22 protein-coding genes, 8 pseudogenes and 1 other annotated feature are annotated in these 25,342 nt (G+C 38.5%); of the genes and pseudogenes, 6 read left to right on the top strand and 24 right to left on the bottom strand.

Translation table 11 applies throughout. From position 1 onward, the window contains the following. The gene (locus MAQA_RS15720) at positions 1–138 is read left to right on the top strand and encodes a hypothetical protein (protein WP_241463191.1); all 138 of its coding nucleotides are present in this window, start codon (positions 1–3) and stop codon (positions 136–138) included. Beyond that, a complete protein-coding gene (locus MAQA_RS09905; RefSeq protein ID WP_241463190.1) occupies positions 122–367 on the top strand; it encodes a YxeA family protein in 246 nt (81 codons plus the stop codon). Before MAQA_RS15720 ends, MAQA_RS09905 begins: the two co-directional genes overlap by 17 nt. Positions 368–416: 49 nt before the next feature. Here the strand turns inward: MAQA_RS09905 and tyrS are convergent, their stop codons facing one another. The 12 genes and pseudogenes from tyrS to MAQA_RS09850 all read right to left on the bottom strand — a co-directional run bounded on the left by tyrS (position 417) and on the right by MAQA_RS09850 (position 11,815). Next, positions 417–1,673, bottom strand: coding sequence for a tyrosine--tRNA ligase (gene tyrS / locus MAQA_RS09900; protein WP_036073529.1), 1,257 nt, complete (start codon positions 1,671–1,673; stop codon positions 417–419). A 63-nt stretch (positions 1,674–1,736) separates the two neighbouring features. Next, positions 1,737–1,930 (bottom strand) — a binding site (T-box leader). Positions 1,931–1,988: 58 nt separating this feature from the next. Then, entirely contained in the window at positions 1,989–2,987 is a 999-nt protein-coding gene (ccpA, locus tag MAQA_RS09895; protein WP_036073526.1) for a catabolite control protein A, read from the bottom strand. Positions 2,988–3,236: 249 nt separating this feature from the next. Then, positions 3,237–4,322, bottom strand: coding sequence for a bifunctional 3-deoxy-7-phosphoheptulonate synthase/chorismate mutase (locus MAQA_RS09890; RefSeq protein ID WP_036073523.1), 1,086 nt, complete (start codon positions 4,320–4,322; stop codon positions 3,237–3,239). Between the two features lie 205 nt (positions 4,323–4,527). Next, a pseudogene (locus MAQA_RS09885) lies at positions 4,528–5,035 on the bottom strand (YtxH domain-containing protein). Positions 5,036–5,083: 48 nt separating this feature from the next. Next, the gene (locus MAQA_RS09880) at positions 5,084–5,521 is read right to left on the bottom strand and encodes a DUF948 domain-containing protein (protein WP_036073521.1); all 438 of its coding nucleotides are present in this window, start codon (positions 5,519–5,521) and stop codon (positions 5,084–5,086) included. A gap of 304 nt (positions 5,522–5,825) precedes the next feature. Then, complete coding sequence (gene murC / locus MAQA_RS09875; RefSeq protein ID WP_036073519.1) at positions 5,826–7,172, bottom strand: UDP-N-acetylmuramate--L-alanine ligase; 1,347 nt, start codon at positions 7,170–7,172, stop codon at positions 5,826–5,828. Positions 7,173–7,415: 243 nt separating this feature from the next. Next, positions 7,416–8,996: pseudogene (locus MAQA_RS09870) on the bottom strand (DNA translocase FtsK); the annotation flags it as partial. Beyond that, positions 8,977–9,249, bottom strand: a complete 273-nt coding sequence (locus MAQA_RS14210) for a hypothetical protein (RefSeq protein ID WP_149023351.1) — start codon at positions 9,247–9,249, stop codon at positions 8,977–8,979. The gene MAQA_RS14210 and the pseudogene MAQA_RS09870, both read right to left, overlap by 20 nt. Before the next feature lie 16 nt (positions 9,250–9,265). Beyond that, positions 9,266–9,616 (bottom strand): hypothetical protein, encoded by a 351-nt coding sequence (locus tag MAQA_RS09865; protein ID WP_036073518.1) that lies wholly within the window; start codon positions 9,614–9,616, stop codon positions 9,266–9,268. 468 nt (positions 9,617–10,084) lie between these two features. Then, entirely contained in the window at positions 10,085–10,705 is a 621-nt protein-coding gene (gene ytpR / locus MAQA_RS09860) for a YtpR family tRNA-binding protein (protein ID WP_036073515.1), read from the bottom strand. A 6-nt stretch (positions 10,706–10,711) separates the two neighbouring features. After that, positions 10,712–11,503, bottom strand: coding sequence for a DUF1444 domain-containing protein (locus tag MAQA_RS09855; RefSeq protein WP_036073747.1), 792 nt, complete (start codon positions 11,501–11,503; stop codon positions 10,712–10,714). 18 nt (positions 11,504–11,521) lie between these two features. Continuing rightward, positions 11,522–11,815 carry a thioredoxin family protein gene (locus tag MAQA_RS09850; RefSeq protein ID WP_420911944.1) on the bottom strand — a complete coding sequence of 98 codons (294 nt, stop codon included), beginning with the start codon at positions 11,813–11,815 and terminating at the stop codon, positions 11,522–11,524. 155 nt (positions 11,816–11,970) lie between these two features. Here MAQA_RS09850 and MAQA_RS09845 point away from each other — a divergent pair. Then, positions 11,971–12,415 (top strand): annotated as a pseudogene (locus tag MAQA_RS09845) (YtoQ family protein). A 26-nt stretch (positions 12,416–12,441) separates the two neighbouring features. Here MAQA_RS09845 and MAQA_RS09840 read toward each other — a convergent pair. Both MAQA_RS09840 and MAQA_RS09835 read right to left on the bottom strand, forming a co-directional pair. Beyond that, entirely contained in the window at positions 12,442–12,621 is a 180-nt protein-coding gene (locus MAQA_RS09840) for a hypothetical protein (RefSeq protein ID WP_036073509.1), read from the bottom strand. Continuing rightward, a pseudogene (locus tag MAQA_RS09835) lies at positions 12,614–13,686 on the bottom strand (M42 family metallopeptidase). The gene MAQA_RS09840 and the pseudogene MAQA_RS09835 overlap by 8 nt, the downstream one beginning before the upstream one ends. Positions 13,687–13,858: 172 nt before the next feature. Here MAQA_RS09835 and MAQA_RS09830 point away from each other — a divergent pair. Then, positions 13,859–14,172: pseudogene (locus tag MAQA_RS09830) on the top strand (PepSY domain-containing protein). A 95-nt stretch (positions 14,173–14,267) separates the two neighbouring features. On the opposite strand, the gene MAQA_RS09825 reads toward MAQA_RS09830, so the two are convergent. The 9 genes and pseudogenes from MAQA_RS09825 to MAQA_RS09785 all read right to left on the bottom strand — a co-directional run bounded on the left by MAQA_RS09825 (position 14,268) and on the right by MAQA_RS09785 (position 22,061). After that, a complete protein-coding gene (locus MAQA_RS09825) occupies positions 14,268–14,510 on the bottom strand; it encodes a metal-sensitive transcriptional regulator (RefSeq protein WP_036073507.1) in 243 nt (80 codons plus the stop codon). Positions 14,511–14,648: 138 nt separating this feature from the next. Beyond that, positions 14,649–15,480, bottom strand: a pseudogene (locus MAQA_RS09820) (YtnP family quorum-quenching lactonase). Positions 15,481–15,531: 51 nt separating this feature from the next. Continuing rightward, positions 15,532–16,188 carry a tRNA (guanosine(46)-N7)-methyltransferase TrmB gene (gene trmB / locus MAQA_RS09815; RefSeq protein ID WP_036073506.1) on the bottom strand — a complete coding sequence of 219 codons (657 nt, stop codon included), beginning with the start codon at positions 16,186–16,188 and terminating at the stop codon, positions 15,532–15,534. An 8-nt stretch (positions 16,189–16,196) separates the two neighbouring features. After that, positions 16,197–16,973: a phosphotransferase family protein gene (locus tag MAQA_RS09810; protein WP_036073505.1), complete on the bottom strand. Its 777-nt coding sequence runs from the start codon at positions 16,971–16,973 to the stop codon at positions 16,197–16,199. Between the two features lie 190 nt (positions 16,974–17,163). After that, positions 17,164–18,654 (bottom strand): multidrug efflux MFS transporter MdrM, encoded by a 1,491-nt coding sequence (gene mdrM / locus MAQA_RS09805; protein ID WP_036073504.1) that lies wholly within the window; start codon positions 18,652–18,654, stop codon positions 17,164–17,166. Further along, positions 18,651–19,088: a MarR family winged helix-turn-helix transcriptional regulator gene (locus MAQA_RS09800; protein ID WP_036073502.1), complete on the bottom strand. Its 438-nt coding sequence runs from the start codon at positions 19,086–19,088 to the stop codon at positions 18,651–18,653. The genes mdrM and MAQA_RS09800 overlap by 4 nt, the downstream gene beginning before the upstream one ends. A gap of 177 nt (positions 19,089–19,265) precedes the next feature. Further along, the gene (gene dat / locus MAQA_RS09795) at positions 19,266–20,135 is read right to left on the bottom strand and encodes a D-amino-acid transaminase (protein WP_036073500.1); all 870 of its coding nucleotides are present in this window, start codon (positions 20,133–20,135) and stop codon (positions 19,266–19,268) included. Between the two features lie 85 nt (positions 20,136–20,220). Next, the gene (gene pepV, locus MAQA_RS09790) at positions 20,221–21,633 is read right to left on the bottom strand and encodes a dipeptidase PepV (protein ID WP_036073744.1); all 1,413 of its coding nucleotides are present in this window, start codon (positions 21,631–21,633) and stop codon (positions 20,221–20,223) included. Between the two features lie 92 nt (positions 21,634–21,725). Then, positions 21,726–22,061, bottom strand: coding sequence for an NUDIX domain-containing protein (locus tag MAQA_RS09785; protein ID WP_241463188.1), 336 nt, complete (start codon positions 22,059–22,061; stop codon positions 21,726–21,728). 181 nt (positions 22,062–22,242) lie between these two features. Here MAQA_RS09785 and MAQA_RS16435 point away from each other — a divergent pair. Together MAQA_RS16435 and MAQA_RS09775 are read left to right on the top strand one after the other, a co-directional pair. Further along, positions 22,243–23,078, top strand: a pseudogene (locus tag MAQA_RS16435) (NAD(P)H-hydrate dehydratase). A gap of 16 nt (positions 23,079–23,094) precedes the next feature. Beyond that, entirely contained in the window at positions 23,095–23,610 is a 516-nt protein-coding gene (locus MAQA_RS09775) for a P-loop NTPase family protein (protein WP_036073498.1), read from the top strand. A 47-nt stretch (positions 23,611–23,657) separates the two neighbouring features. On the opposite strand, the pseudogene MAQA_RS09770 reads toward MAQA_RS09775, so the two are convergent. Beyond that, positions 23,658–25,275, bottom strand: a pseudogene (locus tag MAQA_RS09770) (putative polysaccharide biosynthesis protein). Between the last annotated feature and the right edge of the window lie 67 nt (positions 25,276–25,342).

Raw genomic sequence — 25,342 nt, 5'->3', positions numbered from 1 at the left:
ATGAAGAAAATGATTACCGTAATAATCATTGTAGCCATCATCATCCTAGGACTCGCATTTGCACTTGGCTATTATTTTACAAATTATAATCGTATCGGGACTGAGGATTACTATGTTGCCATTGAAAAAAAAAGGTAAACCGGTAACTGAAAAAGCTTCGGATGGTGAAACTTTTACCGATTATGAATATTCATTAACAGGCTATGATGAGAACGGTAAAACCAAACAGCTCAAGTTTACTGCTCAAAAAAACTTGCGCATTGGAGCTTATCTCCACATCTACTATAAAAAAGATAAGGGCGTGACTTCTTATGAAGAAGTTACAAAAAAAGAACTTCCTAAAAAGGCAGCAAGTCAATTAAATTAATGCATTAAAAAAACAAGGAAACTGAGTCGAAATCAGTTTCCTTGTTTTTTTAATAACGAACTAAAAAGTATTTCTTTTTCCCACGGCGAACAATCGTAAAACGGTTTTCAATGCGATCACTTTCTGTAATAATCTTATCTAGATCTTGAACTCGTTCTCCGTTCAAGTAAATCGCCCCGTTTGAAACATCCTCACGTGCTTGACGCTTCGAAGGTTCGATTCCAAGCTCAACTAAGAAATCAACTAGATTTTTTTCTTCCTTTTGTGCGTCAAAACTTGGCACATCTTTAAATCCTTGTTCAATTTCATCTGCTGTTAAATCGCGGATATCCCCACTAAAAAGCGCTTTTGAAATTTTGATAGCTGTATCGAGCGCTTCTTCGCTGTGAATAAATTTCGTCATTTCAGCTGCTAGTGTTTTTTGAGCTGCACGAAGATGTGGCTCTTGTTCAACTTGTTTAGCAAGATCAGCAATTTCTGATTCTGTTAAAAAAGTAAAGTATTTCAAGTATTTTACGACATCACGATCATCCGTATTTACCCAAAATTGATAAAATTCATAAGGCGTTGTTTTTTCTGGGTTAAGCCAAATGGCGCCACCTTCCGTTTTCCCAAATTTTGTTCCATCAGCCTTTGTAAGAAGTGGGATTGTAAGACCAAAAGCTTTCGCATCTTCTCCTTGCTTTTTACGAATCAAATCAAGTCCAGCTGTAATATTTCCCCACTGATCAGACCCACCAATTTGCAAGCGACAATCATGAAACTCATATAAATGATTATAATCCATTGCTTGAAGAATTTGGTAAGCAAATTCAGTAAAAGATATCCCGGCTTCCAGTCGGCTTTGTACAATATCTTTAGCAAGCATCGTATTTACATTAAAACTTTTCCCATAATCTCGTAAAAAATCAAGAATGGACAAATCTTTCGTCCAATCATAGTTATTCACCATCGTAGCAGCTGAGTTTCCTTCAAAATCGAAAATTTGCCCAAGCTGTGCTCTTAGTCCTTCAACATTTTTATTGATTTGTTCAAGCGACTGAAGCTTCCTCTCCTCTTTTTTTCCACTTGGATCCCCAATCGTCCCCGTTGCTCCTCCGACTAAAATAATCGGACGATGCCCTGCATCTTGAAAACGCCGTAAAATCATGAATGGAATTAAATGACCAATGTGCATCGAGTCTCCTGTTGGATCAATTCCGCAGTAAAGCGCAATAGATTCTTTTTCCGTAAGTTCACGTAACCCACTTTCATCTGTTTGCTGATAAATGGCTCCACGCCATTCTAATTCATCAATAATATTCATCAAATTCCCCTCTTTCTCGTTTTTTTTGAAATAAAAAAAGCCCTCCGCTCTTTTTTATAAGAGCGAAGGGACGTGTTTAAACGTGGTACCACCCAACTTTTCACTTCATTCCATAACGGCTTTAACCGTTCACGCCATTTCCTGCGTGACTTGACTCCAGGATGTAATTCGCACCGTTTATATTTACCGATTTGCAGCAACCACCGGCTCTCTCAAAAAGGGATAAACAGTCTACTTCGTCCGTTCCTCGTCATTTACATTATTAAGCTATCATCTATTTATAGCATAGACTTTTTCTTTTCGTCAAGCTACAATTTATTTCGTCGTACCACGAAGTTTCTCACTATGCGGAAGAACAACGGTTTTTTCTTCAACTTCTTCACTTGTCATCAACTTCGTCAAAAGACGCATTGCTACAGCTCCAATGTCATAAAGCGGCTGTACAATAGTGGAAAGTTGTGGACGACTCATAAGTGTTAATTTGGTATTATTGCTTGTCATGATTTCTAATTCATCTGGAACTTTAACACCTGCATCTAGTGCTGTATTTAAAATACCAATTGCGAGTTCATCATCTGTAACAATCACAGCATTTGGGCGCTTTTCTAATTGATTGAGTTGCTCAAAAGCGCGAACTCCAGAATTGTAATCATAATCTGCCTCAATGACATAATTCTCATTGTAACTAATACCAGCTTTTTTAAGCGCTTCTTGATAGCCTTTTAACTTTAATTCGCGATTTACAGGCTCTTCAAGTGAACCTGTTACAAAAGCAATTTGTTTATGTCCATTTTGAATAAACAATTCTACTGCTGCTTTCGTTGCTTCTAAATAATCAATATTCACTGAAGCTAAGTTCTGTTTCATATCAATTGCCCCAGCGAGTACAACAGGAACAGGAGAACGATTAAATTCTTCTTGTAGTTGCCCTGTAATTTTCTCGCCCATGTAAATAATACCATCTACTTGTTTACCTAACAGGGTATTCAACACTTGTAACTCTTTGTCTTCATTTTCATCTGAACTACTCAAAATAATATTATATTTATACATGGTTGCAATATCTTCAATTCCCCGAGCAAGCTCAGCATAGAATACATTGGAAATATCCGGAATGATTACTCCTACAGTTGTGGTCCGCTTGCTTGCAAGGCCTCTTGCTACCGCATTCGGACGATATCCTAGTTGGTTAATAACATCCAACACCTTTTTACGTGTAACAGGCTTCACATTTGGATTTCCATTTACCACTCGAGATACTGTTGCCATTGAAACGTTTGCTTCACGTGCTACATCATAAATTGTTACATTCATCTCTACTCACACTCCATACTATTGGTATTTAAACGATAAGCTCCTTACTTCGTGTAACCGTCATCATTCAACCTTTCTTCCTATGATACGATACTTTGAGCTGTTATGCAATTGAAATCGCTTCTGTTTTTCATTAATTTTCATACCAAATACGCATGAGACTCCTATTTAAAAAGTCCTTTTTAATATGAAATCGCTTTCTTTTTTTATTTAAAAAGAAGTTGCCTAAAACAGACAACTTCTTAAGGCTTATTTCGTTTTGACTGGAAGAAGATTAGAAGCTAGAATCTCTTCCCAGAACAAATCAAACTCTGGTAAGTTCATTTGTTGAGCTGCATCTGATAAAGCAACGGCAGGATCAGGGTGAACTTCAGCCATAACCCCATCTGCCCCAATTGCTAAGGCTGCTTTCGCACATGGAAGTAGTAGATCTTTACGTCCCGTTGAATGTGTAACATCGACCATAACCGGAAGATGCGTTTCTTTTTTTAAGATGGGTACAGCAGAAATATCAAGTGTATTTCGAGTGGCCTTTTCATACGTACGAATACCACGCTCACAAAGAATAATTTCGCCATTGCCTTGAGACATGATATATTCAGCAGCCCCAATGAATTCTTCAATAGTTGCTGATAAACCTCGTTTGAGTAAGATCGGTTTGTTAACACGCCCCGCTTCTTTGAGCAGCTCAAAGTTTTGCATGTTTCGCGCACCAATTTGAATTACATCCACATAATCAAGCGCTGTTTCAATATCTTTAGGCGTTACAATTTCACTAATGACGCCAAGACCATATTCATCTGAAATTTGTTTTAAAATTTTCAGTCCCTCTAATCCAAGTCCCTGGAAATCATATGGACTAGTTCGTGGCTTAAATGCGCCGCCTCGAATAAGTTTCAGTCCTTTTGCTCGAATAGAATTTGCAACAGCTGCTACTTGTTCATAAGACTCAACAGAACAAGGTCCAAATACAAAAGCCGGTTCTCCTTTTCCAATTTCAAGTCCGTTTACAGAGACTACCGTATCCTCTTGTTTATTTTTCCGAGAAACGAGGAGTGCTTTCGAATGATCATCCTCCTGAAGCTCAAGACCTGCTTTAAAAATTTCTTTAAATAAATGTTCAATTGTCGAATCTTCAAATGGTCCATTGTTTGCTTCCACAATTTGATTAAGCATCTCGCGTTCGCGGACTGGATCAAATCGAAGTGAGCCTTGCACACCCTTTAATTTTCCGATTTCTTGAACAAGATTAGCTCGTTTGTTGATCACAGAAAGTAATTCTAAATTTAATTGATCGACTTGATCACGTAATGTATCCAAATTGTTATTCACCATTTTCTTCCGCCCTTCTTTTCACATCAATAATTATCCTTCATTATAGATGATATCAATAGATTTGTCACCATATCTTTTTAACTTAAACGCTTTTAAGTATTAAAGTAAAGCTGTTAATTAATATCGTAACATTCTATAGCAAGAGATGCAAGCACAAAAAAAACGCGGCAAGCCCGAAAGCCTACCACGTCCACACTTGAAATCATTATTTTTGAATAATCTTTTCAGATTCTTTTTTACCCTCTTTTACTGTTTGTTTAACTTCTTTTTTAGCTTTATCAGAAGCATCACTTACAGCATCAGAAGCATCTTTTACATCTTCTTTTACATTGTCCACTGCTTTTTCAACAGCTTCTTGATCTTCTTCTTTATTTTTCGAGACAACTTCTTTTACACTTTTACCTTGTTTTGAAATGCTACCCGCAAGTTGTTGAGATTTATCTTTCACAACACCAACAAAATCATTTGCAGAATCTTTTAATTGTCCGGATTTATCCTTTGCAACATTCCCAATTTCAATGCCTTTTTCATAAGCAATATCTTTCCATTCAGAACCTTTTTCTTTTAACACATCAACTTGATCGTTTAAGTCACCACGAAGTTCTTTTCCAGATTTTGGTGCTAGTAAAAGTGCTGTAACGGACCCGATAATTCCGCCAATTAAGCCACCAATTAAAAAAATCTTTTACATCTAATCCATCTTTTCCAGACATGTTTCATTCCTCCTGTTTCAAAAAATTAATTAACGCTTCAATTCCTACTCAGCTTCTTTTGCTTTTTGTTTTCGCTGCTTTACTAGCTTTAAATTTATCTTTTAAAGCTAAAATAGAATTGCTTACAGAAATAGCCTGCGCAACTTTTCTTTCATTGGCCGAAACTTTGTTCGTTGCAAGTGTTGCAAGTTCACGAACAGATTGGCTGAGACCAAGTAGTGATGTTCCAACATCTCCAATAGCATCGAAAACTGGATCTACCTTGGCTACTTTACCATTTACGTCATCTAACAAGCTATTCGTTTTATCAAGAAGCTGTTGAGCCTCTCCGGAAATCCCTTGCAATTCATTGGTCATTTTTTCAACTGTTTTGGCCACTTCATTCATTGTCTGTGATGCAGATTTTAAAGTTTTACTTAAGTAAATGGCGATGACTAATAGAGCAATTGCCGCGATAAGTGCAGCAACGTATAAGATAACAATCATTTACTCCCACCTCCGTATTCTTGATTCTTTACCCCATCGAGCAATATGTAAAACGTATTAAACATACAGAAGGGTATGCTTACTAACAACATTGTAGCAATTTTACAGGTAAAAATAAAATGAAATGAATTTTTATACGTTGAAATTTCTTTGCTTTATATATTTTTTTAGTGAAATAACTTATGTTGAACTAAAAACCAAGTAAATTATTCTTTTTAGACAAATTTAATTAGTATTTCCTAATTTGAACGAATAAAAAAACCACCCTTTATTAAAAAATAAAGAGTGGTTCTAAATTTTCATTTTAAAAAGCTGCTTTTTCATTCACTTCAGGATAGTCTTCCCGGTTATCAAGAATTTTTTCATAGGCTGCTTGGAATTTTTGAACATCTCCTGCTCCCATGAATAAAATCACAGCATTATCATATTGCAATAATTCTTCTGTATGCTGTTCTTGAATGACATGGTTTCCCTTAGTTTTTCGAGCTAAATCAAAGATAGTTAAATTTCCAGCCTTTTCGCGAGCAGAGCCGAAAATATCACAAAGATAAACTTCATCAGCCAAATTCAAACTATCTGCGAAGCCTTGTAAAAACGCTTGGGTTCTTGTAAAAGTATGGGGTTGAAAAACAGCGACAACTTTTTTATCTGGGTATTTTTGACGAGCAGCATTGATCGTTGCCCGAATTTCAGAAGGATGGTGCGCATAATCATCAACCAACGTTTGGTGAGCTTTTTCTGTAATGCTGAAGCGACGTTTAACACCTTTAAAGGTTTTAAGTTCTTTTTTCACTTCTTCCATGTCTAAACCTTCTTGATCGCAAAGGGCAATAACACTAAGGGCATTCATCACATTATGATCCCCATAAGAAGGAATTTCAAAGGTACCAAGCGCTTTATCACGATGATTTGCATCGAACGTGGTTCCTGTAGTTTTCTTGACAACATTTGTTGCTCGGTATTCATTTTTTTCACCAAAGCCATAGTAAATCACTGGAATTGAAAGTACTTCTTCTAGTCTCTTCAGCTGCACATCGTCACCTAAAGCAATAATAGCTTTTTTCACTTGTTTTCCAAGCGATTCAAAAGCACTGAAAACATCGTCTACACTTTTAAAATAATCAGGATGATCCCAGTCAATGTTTGTCATGATAGCATAAGTAGGTTTGTACGCCAGAAAATGTCGTTGATATTCACAAGCTTCAAGCGCAAAATACTCTGCATTTTTATTTCCTTTCCCCGTTCCATCCCCAATCAAATAAGAAGTCGGTCGTATAGATTCTAAAACATGAGAAAGAAGTCCAGTTGTAGATGTCTTCCCATGTGATCCTGTAATAGCGATACTTGTGTAGTCACCAATCAACTGGCCTAAAAATTTATGATAACGAATTACAGGTAAATCAAGTTCAAAAGCTTTGGCAATTTCTTCATGCGTGTCTGGAAAAGCATTTCCTGCAATGATCGTCAAACCTTCGTGAATGTTATCTGCATCAAACGGTAATATTTCGATTTCTTTTTCTTCTAATGCCTTTTGTGTGAAGAAGTATTTTTCAACATCGCTACCTTGAACAGTAAAGCCTTTATCATATAAAATTTGTGCTAAAGCGCTCATGCCAGCGCCTTTGATTCCAACAAAATGATAAACAGTCATTGTTTTTAAGCCCCCATTTTTTCCTTTGTAGTAGAGGGTGTCTAAGTTTTTTTAGACATCATCTTACTTTTCATATCATATTCAATTATCCAATTTAAGTTTTCAAGTCAAATAACCAATCTTATTATAGCACTTTACCCCGAAATAGAAAATAATTGTTTCAAATCACGGAAAAAGACATAAGAATATGACAAAGAAAACGTTTTACAAGCGAGAATCAAATTATAAAGAGTGACATAAGTACTAAATCCCCGAATCATTTCCCCGAAGCTTTTCTAGCTGGTCGCGTGTAATAATAACATCTCGTGGTTTAGAACCATTCGTTGCTGAAACAATTTTTTGTCGTTCCAAACTTTCCATTAATCGAGCTGCTCGATTATAGCCAATTCTAAAATGTCTTTGCAGTAAAGAAGTTGATGCCGCGTTTTGTTCCATCACAAAGTCACAGGCAGCTGAAAAAAGTTCATCTTCATCTTCTCGAAGCACTTCTTTTGCGAGATCTTCTTCTTGGAACATATAATGCGGTTCCCCTTGCTTTCTAACAAAGCGAACAACTGCATCAATTTCTTCATCACTCACAAATGTTCCTTGCAAGCGGACAGGTTTACTTACGCCACTTGGGAGAAAGAGCATATCCCCTCTTCCAAGCAGTTTTTCAGCACCCGAACTGTCCAGTATTGTTCGCGAATCAATCGAACTGGATACTGAGAAAGAAATTCGCGTTGGAATGTTTGCCTTAATTAATCCCGTAATAACATCCACTGAAGGACGTTGTGTCGCTACAATCATATGAATCCCACAAGCTCTTGCTTTTTGAGCGATTCGGCTAATGGATTCTTCCACATCATTTGGTGCTACCATCATTAAATCTGCTAATTCATCAATCACAATTAAAATATAAGGTAATTTTTCGCCGGAATGTCCTGGCCGACTAGCGAGTTCATTGTATTTTTCAATGTTCCTTACGCTTGTATGAGAAAAGAGCTCATAACGGCGCTCCATTTCCGTAACAGCCCATTTTAAAGCTGCTGTTGCCGCTTTGGCGTCTGTAATAACGGGACTTACCAAGTGCGGAATTTTATTGTAAGGGGCTAACTCGACCATTTTCGGATCGATTAGTAAAAGCTTCAATTCATCTGGCCGAGCTTTATAAAGCAAGCTGACTAGTAAGGAGTTGATGCAAACACTTTTCCCAGAACCTGTCGCACCAGCAATCAACCCGTGAGGCATTTTTTGTAAGTCCGTTGCAATAGCTTCACCGGAAATATCTAGGCCAAGTGCAGCGGTTAGCGGTGAAGGATTGTCTTGAAAAATTGATTTTTTCATGATTTCAGAAAGCATAACTGGTCTGCTTACTGGATTTGGAATTTCAATACCAACCGTGCTCTTTCCAGGAATCGGTGCCTCTATCCGAATATCTTTTGCAGCTAAGTTCAACTTGATATCATCACTTAGATTCGTGATTTTGCTAACCTTAACGCCTTTTTCCGGTTGCACTTCAAAGCGAGTAACAGCGGGTCCTTGTGTTCTTCCGACAACATGTGCAGCTACATTGAAATTCTGCAAAGTTTCATTTAAAAGCACTTCTTCTTGATCCAACCACTCTTTATCGTGACTTGAAATCACCGGTGGATTTAATAAATCAAGCGGTGGAAAGTGATAAGATCCCATGTTTCTCTCTTCACTCAGCCTTTCTTCATCAGATGCTCGAACCTGTCTAGTTTGCTCCTCAGAACCTGAGTTTTTTGCGTCTTTCTGGTGATCTTGATTGACCATCAAAACATTAAACGGAATGTGCGACTTTTTAACTTCTTTTTTTTGATTCCGTTTTCTCTTCTGGAACAATAGAATCTTCAGTTCTTTTTTCAGTATTCGACCACACTTCAGGGAAAGAATCAGTTTCTTCCTTTGCTTCAACAGCTTCTTTTAATAGCTCATCTTGACTTTCTGAATTGGAGTTTATCCACTCTGCACTCTCCTGTACAACTACTTCTGAACTGCCCAACTCTTCTTCTGCTATACTTTGACTTTCGTTTGCTTGAGGAGTTTCTATCATGGTAGAAGCTGAATCATCCAACTCCTGCACTTGAAATTTAGGCGCAGTCACTGTTTTTTAAATTCTTCTGCTCCATTACGGGAGCCTGAGCTTCTTCTGTTATTAGGTGAATCTGTTTAACTTCCGCTTCATTTTGAACAGAATTTTCATCAAGATTAAACTCAAAGCGACTTGGCCGTCTTTGAAATGCAAAAACTGGTGATGGAACTTCTGTAGGCGTAAAAGGCGCTTTTTTAATTTCTGGTTGCTTGGCTTCAGCAACTTCTTTTTTCGCCTTTACTTTCACTTCTTTTGAACCCATTGCAACAGATTTCTTCGGTTCGGTACGTTCATCTCCATCTGGAATCAGCGGAAAGCGAAACTGCCCTTTTGGATACTCGTAAGCCATTTTCGTTTCTACCGTTTTCCGTGCAACAGTTCGTTTAGTTGCTTGAGAAGTCTTCGTCAGCTTATTGTCTTTTTTTTGCAGGAATTGTCTGGTTTTGTCTCACTAATTTGGGTACATCCTGTTGCACCTCTTTAGTTTTTGCTTTTACTTCTGTTTTGCGTTCTTCTTCCATTTCCATGTCCCCGAAGAAGAAATTCTTTAGCCATCCCATCATTTATCACACCCAAAATCAAATTCTTCTGTTTGATTCTATCAAAGAAAATTCAATTAAGCTATTATCATCCCTTTCAAAACTTAAAATCGCTAATTTGAAAGCAGCTAAAGCATTGCTATTCATAACTTCTGAAAGGTGATAATTTAAAGTTATATCCGCTTTTAGCGAACAAAAAAGTACAATCTGAACATATATTGTATACACAAAAAAAACTAAAAAAAAGAAGCACCTTGAGAGATGCTTCCAACAGTCTATTAAAAAGATACCGAGAATGTAGATCCAATTTCAGCGTTATCATCCAGGATTAAAATCCCCTTTTCTTGAGGAGCATCTGGAATAGCTAATTCCCGAGCCGCACAAAGCATCCCGAAAGAATCTACACCTCGCAAATTCGAAGGCTTAATTAAAAGCCCACTGGGCATGACCGCACCCACTTTTGCTACAACCACTTTTTGGCCTTGGGCGACATTTGGTGCCCCACACACAATTTGAAGTCGTTCCTTATCCCCTACATAAACTTGGCAAATGCTTAACTTATCAGCATTGGGATGCTTTTTTAGTTCATCCACGTAACCAACAACAAATTTAGGGGTCAAATCCACATCAAGCGGATCATCAAACCCAGCATCTAAAATAACATGATTCAATTTTTCAACAAAAGCTTCTGTAAGTTCTACTTTTCCATTTGAATTTAGCGAAAAATATTGGGATGCACGAAAAATGTTGAATCCGCTAAGTTCCTTTGTTTCCTCATCAAAGATTTTCACAACATCACCTTTTGTTTCATAAGTGCGTTGTTCCCTTGCGATTTCTTGAATGGAAACAATTAGCGTATCGCCGATTCCCTTTTCATTATAAAATACATTTACTATCAAGACTTTCTACTCCTTCGGTCTGTTTTTTGCCATAATAAAGATCGGTTCTAGTTTACCATCATTATACACAAATGGCAAAGTAGTAATCGGAACAACCCCTTCAGCGAAAAATTGCATCGCCATGTGCGCCATTACATCAAAACCTGTTTCGTTTCGGATATCCGCTACGATCAAAACATCAGCATGAGGAATGGCAACAACCATCTCTCCTGTCAGCTTCTCGCGCATTTCTGATAAAAAACGAGCATTTAAAATTCGACTTGCATCATACCCATCATTTATCCGAACAAAATAAAAATCATTCTCCGAAACGCGATCTCGGCGGTAAGAAACAGGCAGGTTCTCAAGGTGTTCAAACGCCTTCTCGATAAGCTTGCTCGCAGAAACTCCAGAATCTTGAAGCATTTTTTCGGTAATAAAATGATAAGCTTTTTCCTCGTCGATAACGAAGTAAATGCTCGTTTCAGCAGTGTGTTCGCGAACTAAAAATTTCTCGCCTGATTTACTTTCTTTCGGGAATGAACGCGAACGAATAACTGGGTAAACTTTATCAAGTGAATCTGATAGGTTCGGTTTCGAAAGTGAAGCGTGCAAGCCTTCATTAACATAATAAAGAACTTTTCGGATCGCTTCCTCTCCCTCCTCTTCAAATCGCGCAATGACTTGCGGCAAGGAGAGCGTAATCGTTTTACCCGCTTCTCGTACGCTGAGGCGGTCTTTTTCGTGATCAAAAGAAAATGTGCGACCTCTTTTTTCAAGTCGCTCTTCAAGTTTCGTTTTCATCACAAGTGAAGTCATTTTCAAAACGATTCCTCCTTACAGCGCAGCTAAAAAATCATTAATTTCTTCTTTTGTTTTACGATCTTTGCTCACAAACCGGCCGATTTCTTCGCCTTCTTCATATGCCAAAAAGCTTGGGATCCCAAAAATAGCAAGCTCTGCACACAAATCAATAAAGGCATCCCGATCAACGTGAACAAATTTAAAATCATCATTTTCTTGTTCAATTTCTGGCATAATCGGTTCAATAAAACGGCAATCTCCACACCAATCTGCACTAAACATAAAAACTACTTTCGAACTATTTTTTAAAGTATTAAATTCTTCCATTGATTTCAACTCTTCCACAATAAACGCTCCTTCACTATTCTTCTTATTAAATCCTATCTAAGAAATCCTCTTTCGTCCAGAAATCCGCTTGAAGTTAAAGTTTTTGTACCGCTTTCATTTTTAGTTTATGATGAAGAAAAAGGAGTGAAGCAAACATGCGTTATCATATTTATCTTGCCGGCGAGATCCATTCCAATTGGCGTGCTGATCTCATGCAGCAAATAAGCGAAGAAGTAAAAATAGAATTTCACTTTTCTGGTCCACAAGAAAATCACGAAAAATCAGACGCAATCGGCGAAACGATTCTTGGAACACAACCGGATTTATTATATCGAGATATCCAGTCTTCGAAAATCAACAATTTACGGACACAACTATTTTTTAAAGAAAGCTGATTTGGTTATTGCTTATTTTGGTGAAAAATTCAAGCAATGGAATACAGCCTCTGACGCTTCACTTGCGCTCGCTGAAAACAAGCCCGTCATCCTGATTCGTCCTAAAAATTTACACCATCCCTTAAAAGAACTTTCAGAACGAGCAAACGTAACTGTCAGTACTATTCCTGAAGCCGTCCAAGTCTTAAAGTATATTTTCGATTAAAAATGAGATCTTCCGGTTGGAAGATCTCATTTTCCTGTTTTTTTGGAATTTAAATACGCGCCCAGACAAACAAGAATCCCTGCTATGAGGGCGGTTAATATCCACCCAAATTCAAGTTTCATTATTCCTGTAACCGTGAACAAAAAAGCAAGGACAGCAGCGAAAACAAGCAAAATCCCCACTTTACCATCTGTTCGTTTAAGCATTTTTTATAATCGACTCGAAGGTGGATTGATCAAGCGTCCGGACAAGGGTTGTGATCATTTCTTTAGCAGCACTATAATCATCCACATGCAATATCGAATTCGACGTATGAATATAACGAGATGGAACGCCAATTACAGCGCTTGGAATACCGCTTAACGATGTATGCACTTTACCAGCATCTGTACCTCCAGGGGAAACGAAATATTGATAAGGAATTTTATGCGTTTCTGCTGTATCAAGCAAAAATTCACGTAAGCCACGATGCATCACCATGGTGCGATCGTAAATTCGCATTAAAAAGCCTTCGCCCAGTTGACCGAATTCTGTTTTATCTCCTGTTGTGTCATTTGCTGGGCTCGCATCAAGTGCAAAGAAAATATCTGGCTGAATCATATGGCACTTACGCCAGCTCCTCGAAGCCCCACTTCTTCCTGTACATTCGCTCCACTGAAGAGCGTGTTAGGTAAGTCTTCACCTTGTACTGCTTTTAATAATTCAATAGCAAGCCCGACTCCATAACGATTATCCCAAGCTTTCGCCATGATTTTTTTAGGATTCGCAAGTGGTGTGAATTCTGAAACAGGAACAACGAATTGCCCTGGACGGATGCCAATTTTTTCTGCGTCTTCCTTCGAATCTGCCCCAATGTCAATTAAGAGTTGTTTAGGATCCGTCGGCTTGGAGCGCTCTTTTTCAGTCATCAAATGCGGGGGAACGGAAGCAATCACACCGATCACTGGACCGTGGTCCGTCATTATCTCAACACGGCTCGCCTGCAAGACTTGCGGGTTCCAGCCTCCTAGTGTTTGAAAACGCAGTAAGCCTTTTTCTGTAATTGAAGTCACCATAAAACCAACTTCATCCATATGTCCTGCAACAAGGATGCGTGGTCCATTTTCCGCTCCTTTACGAACACCGAAAATACCACCTAAACGATCTTGAACAACTTCATCGGAAATGGGTTCGATTTCCTGACGGATAAAATCGCAAATTCGAAATTCATCGCCAGAAGCCCCTTGTAACTCCGTTAATTTTTTTAAAAGTGCTAAGGTATCTTTATCCAACATGATCCACCCTTTCTTTATCCTTTTTTAGTATAGCAAACTTTTTTAAAGCAATTCACGTTTTGGAAGCGTAACCTTTGATTGCTTTTAATGCTGAAAAAGTATAGTATAGAACTACGCAAGTAAAAGCTTGCTGTTGACTTTACATAAGAAAAGCTAGGGAGGAAAGATTATGAACTGGAAAGCTTTCGTAGCAGGTGCTTTTGCTGGAGCCGCTGCAGGACATTTTGTGTATCATTACGTGCTTGATGATCGTGAAATTTCTGGAGATGCTATTTTAGAAAATGTAAAAAATGCCTTTAAAAAAGAAGGACCAATTGAAGGTTCTTGGATTCAACTAAAAAAAACAACACTACAAAAAATATGCCATTGATACTTTTGTTTATCACGGTGGTATCACAGCAATTCGCGAAGGCGAAAAAAAAACAATTTGAATTTATCGCAGATGCGAAAACGGGAACAATCATTGATATTTACCTCACGTGACTGGAAAGTGAGAAACTTAAAAGCAGAAATCTAGGCTAAGACCATTTTGAATGGCTCTTCCAAGATTTCTGCTTTTTTCTTTTTAGATAAGCGACTCACTTAAGAAACGCATCTACCTTTTCGTGAGCTAATTTTAAATTCCCTTCTGGAACAAGTTCTATTAATTGCTCTTTAAATAGTTCTTTTTCCGCCCCTTGAAGCGCCTTTTGAACGGCTTTAAGCTGAACCATGATATCAGATCCATTGCGCCCTTCTTGGAGCATTTCCTTTACTTTACGGATGTGCCCTTCAATCCTCGCAAACCGGTTCGCAATTGCTTGTTGTTTTTTCTCTTCCATATATATAATACCCCCATATAGTATATTGATCAGCATCCCCCTATAAGGGTTACAAAATCATGTTATAGCAAGTGTTTTCGAAAGTCAAATATCTAAAATTAAAAATACCCAAAGAAAAAAGCCCTTTTTTTGGGCTTTTTAAATGAGAAGACTATCCACACATTCGCCGAGCGCATTAAGTTTGATTGCTCGATATTTGGCATCATGATAAAACAAAAACCATGTGTTTCCATCCATCCATTTTCGAAATAAGGCTTGCTTTTGAAAAATACTATCCATTGGATAATCGTCAAAAGCAGTCACCCATAATACATTTTGATGGGCATGAGTCGGGAAGATATCCGCCATATGGATGGCTTTTTCTCCCATGGAGGAAAGTTCAATAATGGCATGTCCAGCACTGTGACCCCCTGTTCGAATCATTTTAATTCCCGAAATAGGTTCAACTTCTTCTTTGTAAGTCACAACCTGGCTAGCAATGGATTCCCAGTTTTCTTTCCAGTAGGTAGCTTTTGAGCGAATATTGGGGGCACGCATTTCATCCCACTCAGTTTGTTCCACGAAAATTTGTGCATTTGGGAAAACGGAATAGTATTCTCCTGACTCTCGCTTCCCAGTGAGCCCGAGCACATGATCGTAGTGTAGATGTGTCATGAGCACCATATCGATATCTTGCTCAGTAAGATTTTTTGCCCTTAGGTCAGAGAGAACGTTGGATTCTTCAGCCACGCCAAAATTACGCCACTGTTTTTCTGTTAGTCGGTTATTGCCAATCCCTGCGTCTATCAAAATATTTTTCCCTTGAAACTGAACAAAAATAGGATCAGTTCGTGTTGGAACTTGATTTTTTTTCGTTTACTGGATATTTTCTCGACCACAATACTTTAGGCACAACGCCAAACATTGTTCCACCATCAAGATGTAATTCTCCACCTCTTAGCCAGTCAATTTTCATTTCACCTACTTGCATATTAGAACCTCCTAGTTAACATAATATTATTATAGAAAAGAAGCTGCAAAATTACAGCTTCTCGCTTTCTCTATTAAACTGTGCTTCCAAACGATAAATTGGAAATCCTTTTTGTGAAAATTTTTCTTCATATTCTGTTTGAATATTTCCTTCAAAATCACTGTTGTGTAAATCTAGTGAGACATATGTAAGCCGTAAACCATATTCGGAAAATGCTTGCAGCGAATATTCAAACAACCCCCTATTATCTGTTTTAAAATGAATGTCTCCTGCTTCTTCTAAAATATTTTTATAGATATCTAGAAATTTGGGATTAGTCAACCGTCTCTTTGTATGACGTTTTTTTGGCCATGGATCTGAAAAATTCAAATAAATTCGCGCGACTTCTCCTTGTACAAAGTAATCTTCTAGCCGGGCCCCGTCGACTGAGAGTAGCAATACATTTGAAAGGTCTTGCTCTAAGACTTTATCAAGAGCAGAGATAAGCACGCTCTCTACTACTTCAATTCCAATGTAGTTGATTTCCGGATGAGCCTGAGCCATACCAGAAACAAAGCGCCCTTTCCCAGAACCGATTTCAATGTGAATGGGATGATCATTCCCAAATAGTTTTTGCCAACTCCCTCTATGTAGAGCAGGTTCCAAAATGCAAACTTCCGGATGATTTTGTAGTTTTTCTTTCGCCCATGGTTTATGTTTTACACGCATCTATACTTTTACACCTCATTATCTTTTACAATCAAATCTAATAATTCATTCGCTTTATGTTGCTCAGCTTGACTGAGCTTTCCTTCTCCTAAACGATGTAAGGTTTGGAAAAGCGCATACCATTTTAATTTACGGTGCCAATTTTTTGAATAGGTGCCTCCGTATATTTCAAGCCAGCTCGGCCATTTTTCTTTCGGAACATATTGATAAAGTAGCATCGAGACATCCATCGCTGGGTCCCCAAGCATCGCTCCATCCCAGTCTACAAGGAAAAGTTCCCCGTCACTCGAAATCATCCAATTATTGTGATTAATATCTCCATGGCAAACGACGCGTTCTCCGTCTTCCACTTGTTCTAAATTACGCTTTAAATAGTCCAGTGCTTCTTGTTCTACCTGAGTTTGATCAGGGAAAACTTGTTGGTGCTTACGAAACATTTCAAGAGGAGAAAAACTAGCTTCTTCCATTTTGAGTAACATTTGCTTCAGTTTATCAGAATGATGGATTTTGGAAAGAAGTCGGGCTACCTTGTTATCCCCCATTTCTGCTGTCGAAAGGACACGTGCATTGATCCATTTTTGAGCTGTGATAACATCTCCATTTTCAACACGACGAGTCCATTTTAATTTAGGAACGATATCAAGTGCAGATAAGGCAGCTAAAAAAGGCGAAGAATTCCGTTTCAAAAAGAATTTTTCGTCTTTATGTTGAGCGATAAAAGCTTGTCCCGTATCCCCGCCGGCAGAAATTATCTCATATTCAGTTCCAAAGAAAATATCTTCCATCATTCAACACACCTTTTTGTGAAATCTTTCATCCACTTTATTTCTTTATAGTGTCGCTAAAAAGATTTTACTTCGCAAACAGCTCGAAGTCAAGCAGTCATACGTTCGGGGATGTGAAAAACGGTAAAAAATCAAATTAAAATCGCGCTTTCATGCCTTTTTATGTTTACGAAAAAGACGTACCTTTTTTTCAAGATACGTCTTTCCCTTTGCTTATTTTACTTCTTTTTTTTACAATGGGTTCCATTCCGTTCGAATTTTTACGAAGGAATAGAGTCAAAATACACGCCACAACACTAGAAATCGCTGCGACCATAAAGGCTATTTCAATTCCGTGTACAAGAACATGGTTAGCGATCTGTTCTTTCGTTTTGCCTACCACATCACTAGCGGTTAGTGTTTTAGCAAAGGACGCTGAACTTTTTGACATTACGGTGATTAAAGCAGCTGTTCCAATTGATCCAGCAACTTGTCGCATGGTATTAAACATTGCCGATCCATGTGAAGCGAGTGAAAGTGGTAATGAATTTAAAGCAGCTGTTTGTAAAGGCATCATGACCATTGCCATACCACTCGCGCGGATAGTTTGAACGATCATAATATACATCAGTGTAGTTGATTCATTCATATTGGTAAACATGAAGGTCGTGACAGCCATGATAATAAGACCAAGAAGGGAAAGATACTTCGCGCCAAATTTATCAAATAGTACACCTGTTACAGGCGATAAAACAGCTGTCATCAGTGCACCAGGAAGCAGGACAAGTCCAGAATCAAGCGGAGAAAATCCGCGTACGTTTTGCAAATAAATTGGTAAGAGTAACATGCCCCCGAAAAGTCCCATCACAACAAAAAAGCTAATAATCGTAGTCAAAGTAAAAGTCGTGTTTTTAAAAACTTTAAAATTGAGTAAAGGTGTTTCTTTTTTACCTTCATAAAAGACAAAGAACGTAAGAGTAACCATACCTAGTAAAATAAAGCCAAGTACATTCATTGTTAGCCAGTCGTGATCCCCAGCGTTACTAAAGCCAAGTAGCAAACTACCAAACCCGATTGTCGAGAAAATAACACCCCAGAAATCAAGTTTTGGAAATGTCCGTTTTCCTACATCGCTAAGAAGAAAAGCTGCAACAATGACATCTAAAATGGCAAAAGGCACGATTAAAAGAAATAAATCACGCCAATCGAATTGTTGGACAATCCAACCGGAAAGCGTTGGACCGATAGCAGGCGCAAAGTTCATCGCAAGGCCAATAAGCCCCATTGCCCGGCCCCTTCGTTCAAGCGGAAATAAGTTTAGAACCACAACTGTAAGTAATGGCATGACAACTCCTGCTCCAATAGCTTGAATCATTCTTCCAGCAATCAACATTGGGTAGTTTATTGCCAGTCCGCCTACAATAGTCCCAATTGCGAATGTAATCATCGCAAAAAGATATAACTGTCGAGTCGTAAATCTTTCAATTAAAAAAGCCGTAGTCGGGATCATAACGCCGTTTACAAGCATAAATCCTGTAGAAAGCCACTGTCCTTGACTTGCTGTAATATTGAAATCTTTCATGATGCTCGGCAAAGCAACGTTCATCAATGTTTGATTAAGGATGGTAACAAATGCCCCCATCAACATCACGATTAAAATTCCATTACGTTTAACCCCTGCCGCATGTGCTTTCATATTCATTCTTTGATCCCTCTCTCTAAAATTTCTATGATTCGTTTATGAGTCTCTAACATGGATAAAAGGGATTCTTCCCCAACATCAAGAAGTGGTTCAAGTCGGTCAAAAAAGAGCGCATACGTTTCTGCAGTCTTTTGTTCTCCAAGTTTTGTTAATTCAAGATTTAATGTGCGTCTGTTGTCTTCAACACGATTTCGCATTAAAAAGCCCGCCCTAACAAGACGGTCAACAATTCCAGAAGCAGTACTTTTCGAGACTTTCATTCGTTCCGCTAGTTCGCCAAGTGTCAGATGTGGTTCACGCTTTAATGTACTTAATGCTATTAACTGAGCGGTTGTAATCTCTTTTTTATCAGACTCCTCAGACAAGATCTGATGTGTCTTTTTGGAAACTTCTCGAAAAGACAAGACAATTTCTCGAATCAACTTATCATCCATGTTCTTTCCTCCTTCAAACTGTTCGTTTGCGAATCGTTCGCATACGAACAATCAGCATATTATATTATACACTTCTCGTAATTATTGTCAACACTTTCTGAATGGATAATTTTTTGAAAGCCGCTCATTTTTGCGCAAAAAAAAAGAGAAGGTTTCCCTCCTCTCTTCTATATTAGATTAGCGAACCGTTACAAATTCGCCACAAGATGCTACAATTTCAGCTTCAAATAATTCATGTGCTTTTTTCGTAACTGGTCCTCTGCTTCCATTTCCAATTACTGAATCATCAACTTGTGTAATTGGCGTAACTTCAAGTGTTGTACTTGAAATAAAGACTTCATCTGCAGCTTTTAATTCTTCAAGAGAAAAATCTCTCTCTTCAACTGGGACACCGCCTTTTTTCGCTGCATCAATGATGACTTGGCGAGTAATGCCATTTAAAATTAAATTGTCTGCAGCATGTGTCAACAAAACGCCATCTTTAACTATAAAAACGTTTGAAGCAGAGCACTCCGTCACGGTGCCACCTCGATGTAAAATAGCTTCTAGTGCACCAGCTCGGTGTGCTTTATTTTTGGCTAAAATATTTCCAAGTAGGCTGATACTCTTGATGTCGCAACGTAACCAGCGGATATCTTCATCAGTTATCGCTCGCCCACCTTCTACAAAGAGTGCTTCATTCCGTGGAACTTCACGAGCAGAAGCTGTTAAGATGCCCTCAAGTGGAAAATCGTCAGGAATGATATGATTTCTCGGAATTTGGATGCCGCGAGTTACTTGCAGGTAAACGTTTCCAGTATGGATATTGTTTTCTTTTGCAAGTTTTTGTAACAAGTTTCTTAAGACATCCTTTGCGTAAGGAATGACAAGGTCGATCTTGGCTGCGCTTTCGTACAAGCGATTAATATGTTCATCAAATGTAAAAAACTGATCGTTGTAAAGACGAACAACTTCATAGACTCCATCTCCAAACTGATAGCCACGGTCTTCCATGTCAATAGCAACACTTTCTCGCTCTACGATTTTATCATTGACTAGTACTTTCATCTTCGTCACTCCTTCAATTTAATAAAAGACTGCTACAGGTTACAGAAAAGCACCTGTAGCAGTAAAATTTTTCTTATTATACCTCTTATTTTGCCAATTTGTAAAGAGCTTCAGCATAGATAGCAGTCGCTTTTAGCAAATCATCAAAATAACTAAATTCATCTTTTTGGTGCATCGTATCTTCACGACCTGGGAACAAAGCGCCAAAAGCAACGCCTGTTTCAAGGTGACGTGCATAGGTTCCACCACCAATTGCAAGTAGAGTTGCTTCTTCCCCTGTTTGTTCTGTATAAACTTGTTGCAAGGTTTGAATTAATGGGTGATCTTCTGGAACAAATAATGGTTTAGAATCATCATAATGTGTGTACTCTCCATTGTATTCTAAAACAACAGTTTCCATTTTATTTTTGAGCTTGTCCATATCAGCAGTTACTGGATAACGGAAATTTAGTCCAAATGTTCCACCTTCTACTTGATCGTAACGCAAAATACCGACATTCATCGTCAGTTCGCCACTTTCTTTGTCTTCGTAGTTGATTCCAAGTTTTGTTGCACGCGAATCGTTGAAAAGATAATCTCTTCCAAAAGTTACAAAGTCTCTCGCTGTTCCAGTTAACTCAAATTTCCCAAGGAAGGCAACAAGAAGAAGTCCCGCATTTACACCATTATTAGGTTCCATTGCATGCGCAGATTTTCCGACAATCGAAAGTGTGATATTCTTCTCAGTGACACTAAAATCACCTGTCACATCATGACTTTTAAGGAAGTTTTCAAATTCTTGTTTCAAGCCATCATTATCTTGAACTTCACTAAGGACAGCTTTTGCATGATCGGGCACCATATTATACCGCGCACCTGATTCGAGTGACTCAAGTTTAAAGGCTTCATACCCATCATTTTCGCTTTTCTTGAAGGAAACATCTAGTTCAGAAATTCCTTTTTCAGCATGAATAATTGGAAACTCAGCATCTGGCACAAATGCCATTGTTGGTTGCTCTTCCGTTTCAAAATAGCGTTCCACACAGCTCATGCCACTTTCTTCATCAGAACCAACAATCACACGAATCCGTTTTGAAAGCGGAAGTCCAAGCTCTTTCACGATTTTAAGTGCATAATAACCAGCGATTGTTGGACCTTTATCATCTGCAACTCCACGAGCAAAAAGTTTTCCGTCTTTTAAAACAGGATCAAAAGGATCATTTGACCAACCATCCCCAACAGGAACAACATCCACGTGTCCAAGCACACCGACAAGCTCTTTTCCTTCGCCGTATTCGATGTGCCCCGCAACATTTCCTACTTCCTTCGTCGTGAACCCATCTTTTTCACCTAGCTCGATCATATAGTCCAATGCTCTTTTAACATCAGGACCAAAAGGAGCGTCAGGTGTTTTTGCGTCGTCGTCACGAACACTTGGGATACGAAGCAAACCTTCTAAATCCTTTAGAAAATCCTCTCTTCGTTTTTCAATTTCTTCTTGCCAGTTGATTTCGCTCATATCGTTCATTCCTTCCATCATTAACTTCTGCCCTTCCATTGTACCCCCTTTTCCCGAGAGAGAAAAGCAGAAACTGTTTAATTTGACTTAAATTATTTCATAAATTCAATAATTGAATCGAAATTCCAATGGATCATTTGCTTACTATACGCAATATCTAAATCGTTTAAACCATTTTCAGAAAGCGAGAGCCACTTATATGATTGATGTTCTCTAGATAGATGTATCTCTTTTATTTTCTCAGTTTTTACCAAATAGAAAACACCTGAAATTTGATAATCAGGAAAAATTACGTTCCACGTATCATACAATAGAACTGGTGTTGCACCTAGCCCTGTTTCTTCAAACACTTCGCGTATAAGACACTCCCTTTGCGTTTCACCGTATTCCATTTTTCCGCCGGGAAGATCATAAACCTCTTGTTCCATTCCCGTTTTTTTTTAAACCAAGAAAGGAATTCCCTTGGATAATAACAGCTTTTACCGCCGGAATGACAGGTTTCATTTTACAATTCCCTCCTTCTTTCGATAAAATGAAGTTGGATCATTAAATGTATTGTAACGCCCATATTTTAGAAAATCCAATTTTTATGAAGGAGCGTGAATTCCAATGAAAAAAATCACCCCAAAATCCATTAGTGGTTTTATTACAAAGCGAGACGATGAGGGCTACAAAAATTTATACGGAAAAGTGTTAATCATAGCCGGAAACGAGATGTATGGCGGTGCTGGAATTCTTGCTGCACAAGGTTCCGTTTATAGTGGTGCCGGACTTACAACACTCGCAAGCCATCCGGTAAATCGTTCCGCCCTACACGCGAGACTTCCTGAATGTATGTTTTTAGATTGGACGAATCATGATGAGTTAGTTCGCTTGCTACCTACTTTCGATACTGTTTTGGTCGGTCCTGGACTCGGTCTTGACGGCGAAGCTACCGTCTAATGGAGATCGTTTTAAGTGGCGTTAAAAAGGAGCAAAACCTCATTATTGATGGCGACGGGATTACACTTTATGCTCAAGAAGATTTACCGAAGCCTCGTGCCGCTTTGTTTTTCACTCCACATGCTGGCGAATGGAAACGTCTTGTTAACTGTACACCAGATGCAGAAAATAATCTCGAATGTGCAGAACTTCTCCAAGCTGTAGTCATTTTAAAAGGACACCGGACAAAGGTTTATGCGGAAGACGAAATCTGGTTAAATATGTATGGATCAGCTGCCATGGCAACCGGCGGCATGGGGGATACGCTCGCAGGAATTATTGCAGGTCTAATGAAGCAGGCTTCTACCCCACTTGGAGGCGTTTTATCTGGTGTTTTTTTTCACAGTTATATTGGCGATACTTTAGCAAAAAAACGTTTTATTGTTTTACCGAGTGATATTGCCAAGGAACTCCCTTACTATTTGAAGATCTTTAGTGAAATGTCTGACACCCCTTATCCTTAATAAGGAGGAAATCAACATGGTAAAACTGAATATTATCGGGCCACCTGGTTCTGGAAAATCAACGCTTGCACGAAAACTTGGAAAAACCGTTAGTCTCTCACCCATTCATCTTGATACCCTTTATTTTAAGCCTGGCTGGGTGGAAATCTCTAAGCAGGAATTATGCGAAAAGGTTCAGCTGTTGATCACACAACACAAAGAGTGGATTATGGAAGGTAACTATATGGAGACTTGGTCAAAACGTTTCCAAGAAGCTAATTTGACAGTGTTCTTGGATTTACCTAGACGAATTTATTTTTACCGTGTACTAAAACGAAATCTATTAAGTCTCGGAAAAGTTCGTCCTGATTCTGCACAAGGCTGCCCGGAACGGATTGATTTTTCTTTCTACAAGTATGTTCTAGATTATCCGAAAAAACGCAAAGCAATCCTCAGAAAATTAGCCGAAGTTCCAGAAGGGAAACTCATTGTCTTAAAAAGCACTCAGGAAATTGAGTGGTTTTTAATGGCGTATAGCAAGCAAAAAGTTTGAAGCTAGATTACGCAAAAAGCTTTCGTGCCTTGGCACGAAAGCTTTTTTTATTTGATTCCCAGTTTTTCACGGACACGTGTTCCTCTTGGTCCAAACAATTTGTCGGAAAGATGTAGTTTAAAGGCAAGTAGCGCATAAGTAACGGCCCCGACTCCTCCACATAAAAGAATTAGGAAAAACGCTGTGATTTTGTGGTCCGGACTTAAAATATGTGCAAGTGGGAAATAGAAAATACCCACAACAAGTGACATAATCAAGGTTAAAAAAGAAAATAAGGTCACACGCCTTGCAATAAGTGCAAAAAGAAAAAATGTGCATAGCGTTTAATAATCATAATCATAAAGATACATGAAACCGCATACCCAAGCCCAGTGGCTAGAACAGAACCTTTGGCTTCAAACAACATAACAAGCGGCATTTGTAAAACGGACTTTGTGAGTAAACCTAACAATAGACCTAGCACAGTGAATCGTTGCTCATCAATTCCTTGTAAAACGGCAGCTGTTACACTGAAAAGTGAAAAAAGAATCGCAAATGGTGCGGAAAACTGTAAAAGTGCTGTTCCAGCATCGCTTGCTTGGAAAAAGACAGTAAAAAGTGGACGAGCTAGTAAAGTAATCCCAATACATGCCGGAATCGTTAGAAACAACAAGATTTGAAATACATCATTTAACTGACGTTTCACTTGTTCATGCTCTTTTCTAACATAAGCGGCTGTAACAAGCGGAACTAGTGCCATTGAAAAAGCAATCGCAAGCGTTCCTGGAATCAAAATAAGCTTCTGGATATCAAAGTTAATAATCGCAACATAGCTATTGACTTTATGAGCGGAAAGCCCTATATACTGCAGGACACGCCCAAGTGTAAATTGGTCAATCAGCTGATAGAGCGAAGTTGCAGAACCGACAATAATAAAAGGAATAGCTGACAAAATAATTTGCTTGTAAAGCGTTGGAATGGATACTCGAAGCTCTCCTCTGTCTTCTAGAAGCATTTGATCGAGTCCCTTTTTTTCGTTTGGTGAAATACCACATCAAAATAGCTAAACTTGCAAGGGCTCCAACGAATGCAGAAAATGTAGCTAAACTAATAGCTGTCACAACCGAGCCTTTGACAATATACATAACAACAAATGTGCTACCAAGTAAAAAAGCAATCCGAACGATTTGCTCGACAACTTGCGAAACAGCCGAGGGGCCCATTGAATTGTATCCTTGGAAAAAACCACGCAATAAGCTCATTACAGGAATAATAAGAAGTGCGAAGCTCACAGCACGAATCACTCGGATACCATCTTCAAGACTATACCCTCCCTCTAATTGTTGCAGACTAGCAAGGAAAGGTGCAAGAGAATACATCGCGATAAAACAAATGATACCAGAAAGAATCATTAAGTAAACGCCTGTTTTAAATAATCGTCGTCCGATTTTATACTCTTCCATCGCATTATATTTGGCAATATATTTAGCAATGGCAAGTGGAATTCCTGCTGTTGCTACACTCAAAAAAAAGTTGATATGGCACATAGCCAAAGTTATATAGTAATGCCGGTTTATCTCCGCCAATAATAGCATAAAACGGGATAACGTACAAAATCCCGAGCACCTTAGAAATCAGTGTCCCGAGAGTTAAGATAAATGTTCCGCGAAGTAATTTCGAACCCATCCTTAAACTTCCTTTACTTTAATTTAAAATAATCTCTTGTCTACTTTACCATTTAATGATTTAAAAA

Origin of the sequence: Listeria aquatica FSL S10-1188, from assembly GCF_000525795.1 — a bacterium.
Lineage (GTDB): Bacteria > Bacillota > Bacilli > Lactobacillales > Listeriaceae > Listeria > Listeria aquatica.
Note: the sequence above shows the minus strand (reverse complement) of the source record. Positions and strands in the feature narration are given on the sequence as shown.

Excerpts from the sequence above, each read along its gene's own strand:
- MAQA_RS15720 (WP_241463191.1), top strand. The coding sequence starts at position 1 with ATGAAGAAAATGATTACCGTAATAATCATTGTAGCCATCATCATCCTA.
- tyrS (WP_036073529.1), bottom strand. The coding sequence starts at position 1,673 with ATGAATATTATTGATGAATTAGAATGGCGTGGAGCCATTTATCAGCAA.
- ccpA (WP_036073526.1), bottom strand. The coding sequence starts at position 2,987 with ATGAATGTAACAATTTATGATGTAGCACGTGAAGCAAACGTTTCAATG.
- MAQA_RS09890 (WP_036073523.1), bottom strand. The coding sequence starts at position 4,322 with ATGGTGAATAACAATTTGGATACATTACGTGATCAAGTCGATCAATTA.
- MAQA_RS09880 (WP_036073521.1), bottom strand. The coding sequence starts at position 5,521 with ATGATTGTTATCTTATACGTTGCTGCACTTATCGCGGCAATTGCTCTA.
- murC (WP_036073519.1), bottom strand. The coding sequence starts at position 7,172 with ATGACTGTTTATCATTTTGTTGGAATCAAAGGCGCTGGCATGAGCGCT.
- MAQA_RS09865 (WP_036073518.1), bottom strand. The coding sequence starts at position 9,616 with ATGGCTTACGAGTATCCAAAAGGGCAGTTTCGCTTTCCGCTGATTCCA.
- MAQA_RS09855 (WP_036073747.1), bottom strand. The coding sequence starts at position 11,503 with ATGACTTCACTTGTGATGAAAACGAAACTTGAAGAGCGACTTGAAAAA.
- MAQA_RS09850 (WP_420911944.1), bottom strand. The coding sequence starts at position 11,815 with ATGGAAGAATTTAATACTTTAAAAAATAGTTCGAAAGTAGTTTTTATG.
- MAQA_RS09840 (WP_036073509.1), bottom strand. The coding sequence starts at position 12,621 with ATGCTTAAACGAACAGATGGTAAAGTGGGGATTTTGCTTGTTTTCGCT.
- MAQA_RS09825 (WP_036073507.1), bottom strand. The coding sequence starts at position 14,510 with ATGGAAGAGAAAAAACAACAAGCAATTGCGAACCGGTTTGCGAGGATT.
- trmB (WP_036073506.1), bottom strand. The coding sequence starts at position 16,188 with ATGCGTGTAAAACATAAACCATGGGCGAAAGAAAAACTACAAAATCAT.
- MAQA_RS09810 (WP_036073505.1), bottom strand. The coding sequence starts at position 16,973 with ATGGAAGATATTTTCTTTGGAACTGAATATGAGATAATTTCTGCCGGC.
- mdrM (WP_036073504.1), bottom strand. The coding sequence starts at position 18,654 with ATGAATATGAAAGCACATGCGGCAGGGGTTAAACGTAATGGAATTTTA.
- MAQA_RS09800 (WP_036073502.1), bottom strand. The coding sequence starts at position 19,088 with ATGGATGATAAGTTGATTCGAGAAATTGTCTTGTCTTTTCGAGAAGTT.
- dat (WP_036073500.1), bottom strand. The coding sequence starts at position 20,135 with ATGAAAGTACTAGTCAATGATAAAATCGTAGAGCGAGAAAGTGTTGCT.
- pepV (WP_036073744.1), bottom strand. The coding sequence starts at position 21,633 with ATGAGCGAAATCAACTGGCAAGAAGAAATTGAAAAACGAAGAGAGGAT.
- MAQA_RS09785 (WP_241463188.1), bottom strand. The coding sequence starts at position 22,061 with ATGGAACAAGAGGTTTATGATCTTCCCGGCGGAAAAATGGAATACGGT.
- MAQA_RS09775 (WP_036073498.1), top strand. The coding sequence starts at position 23,095 with ATGGTAAAACTGAATATTATCGGGCCACCTGGTTCTGGAAAATCAACG.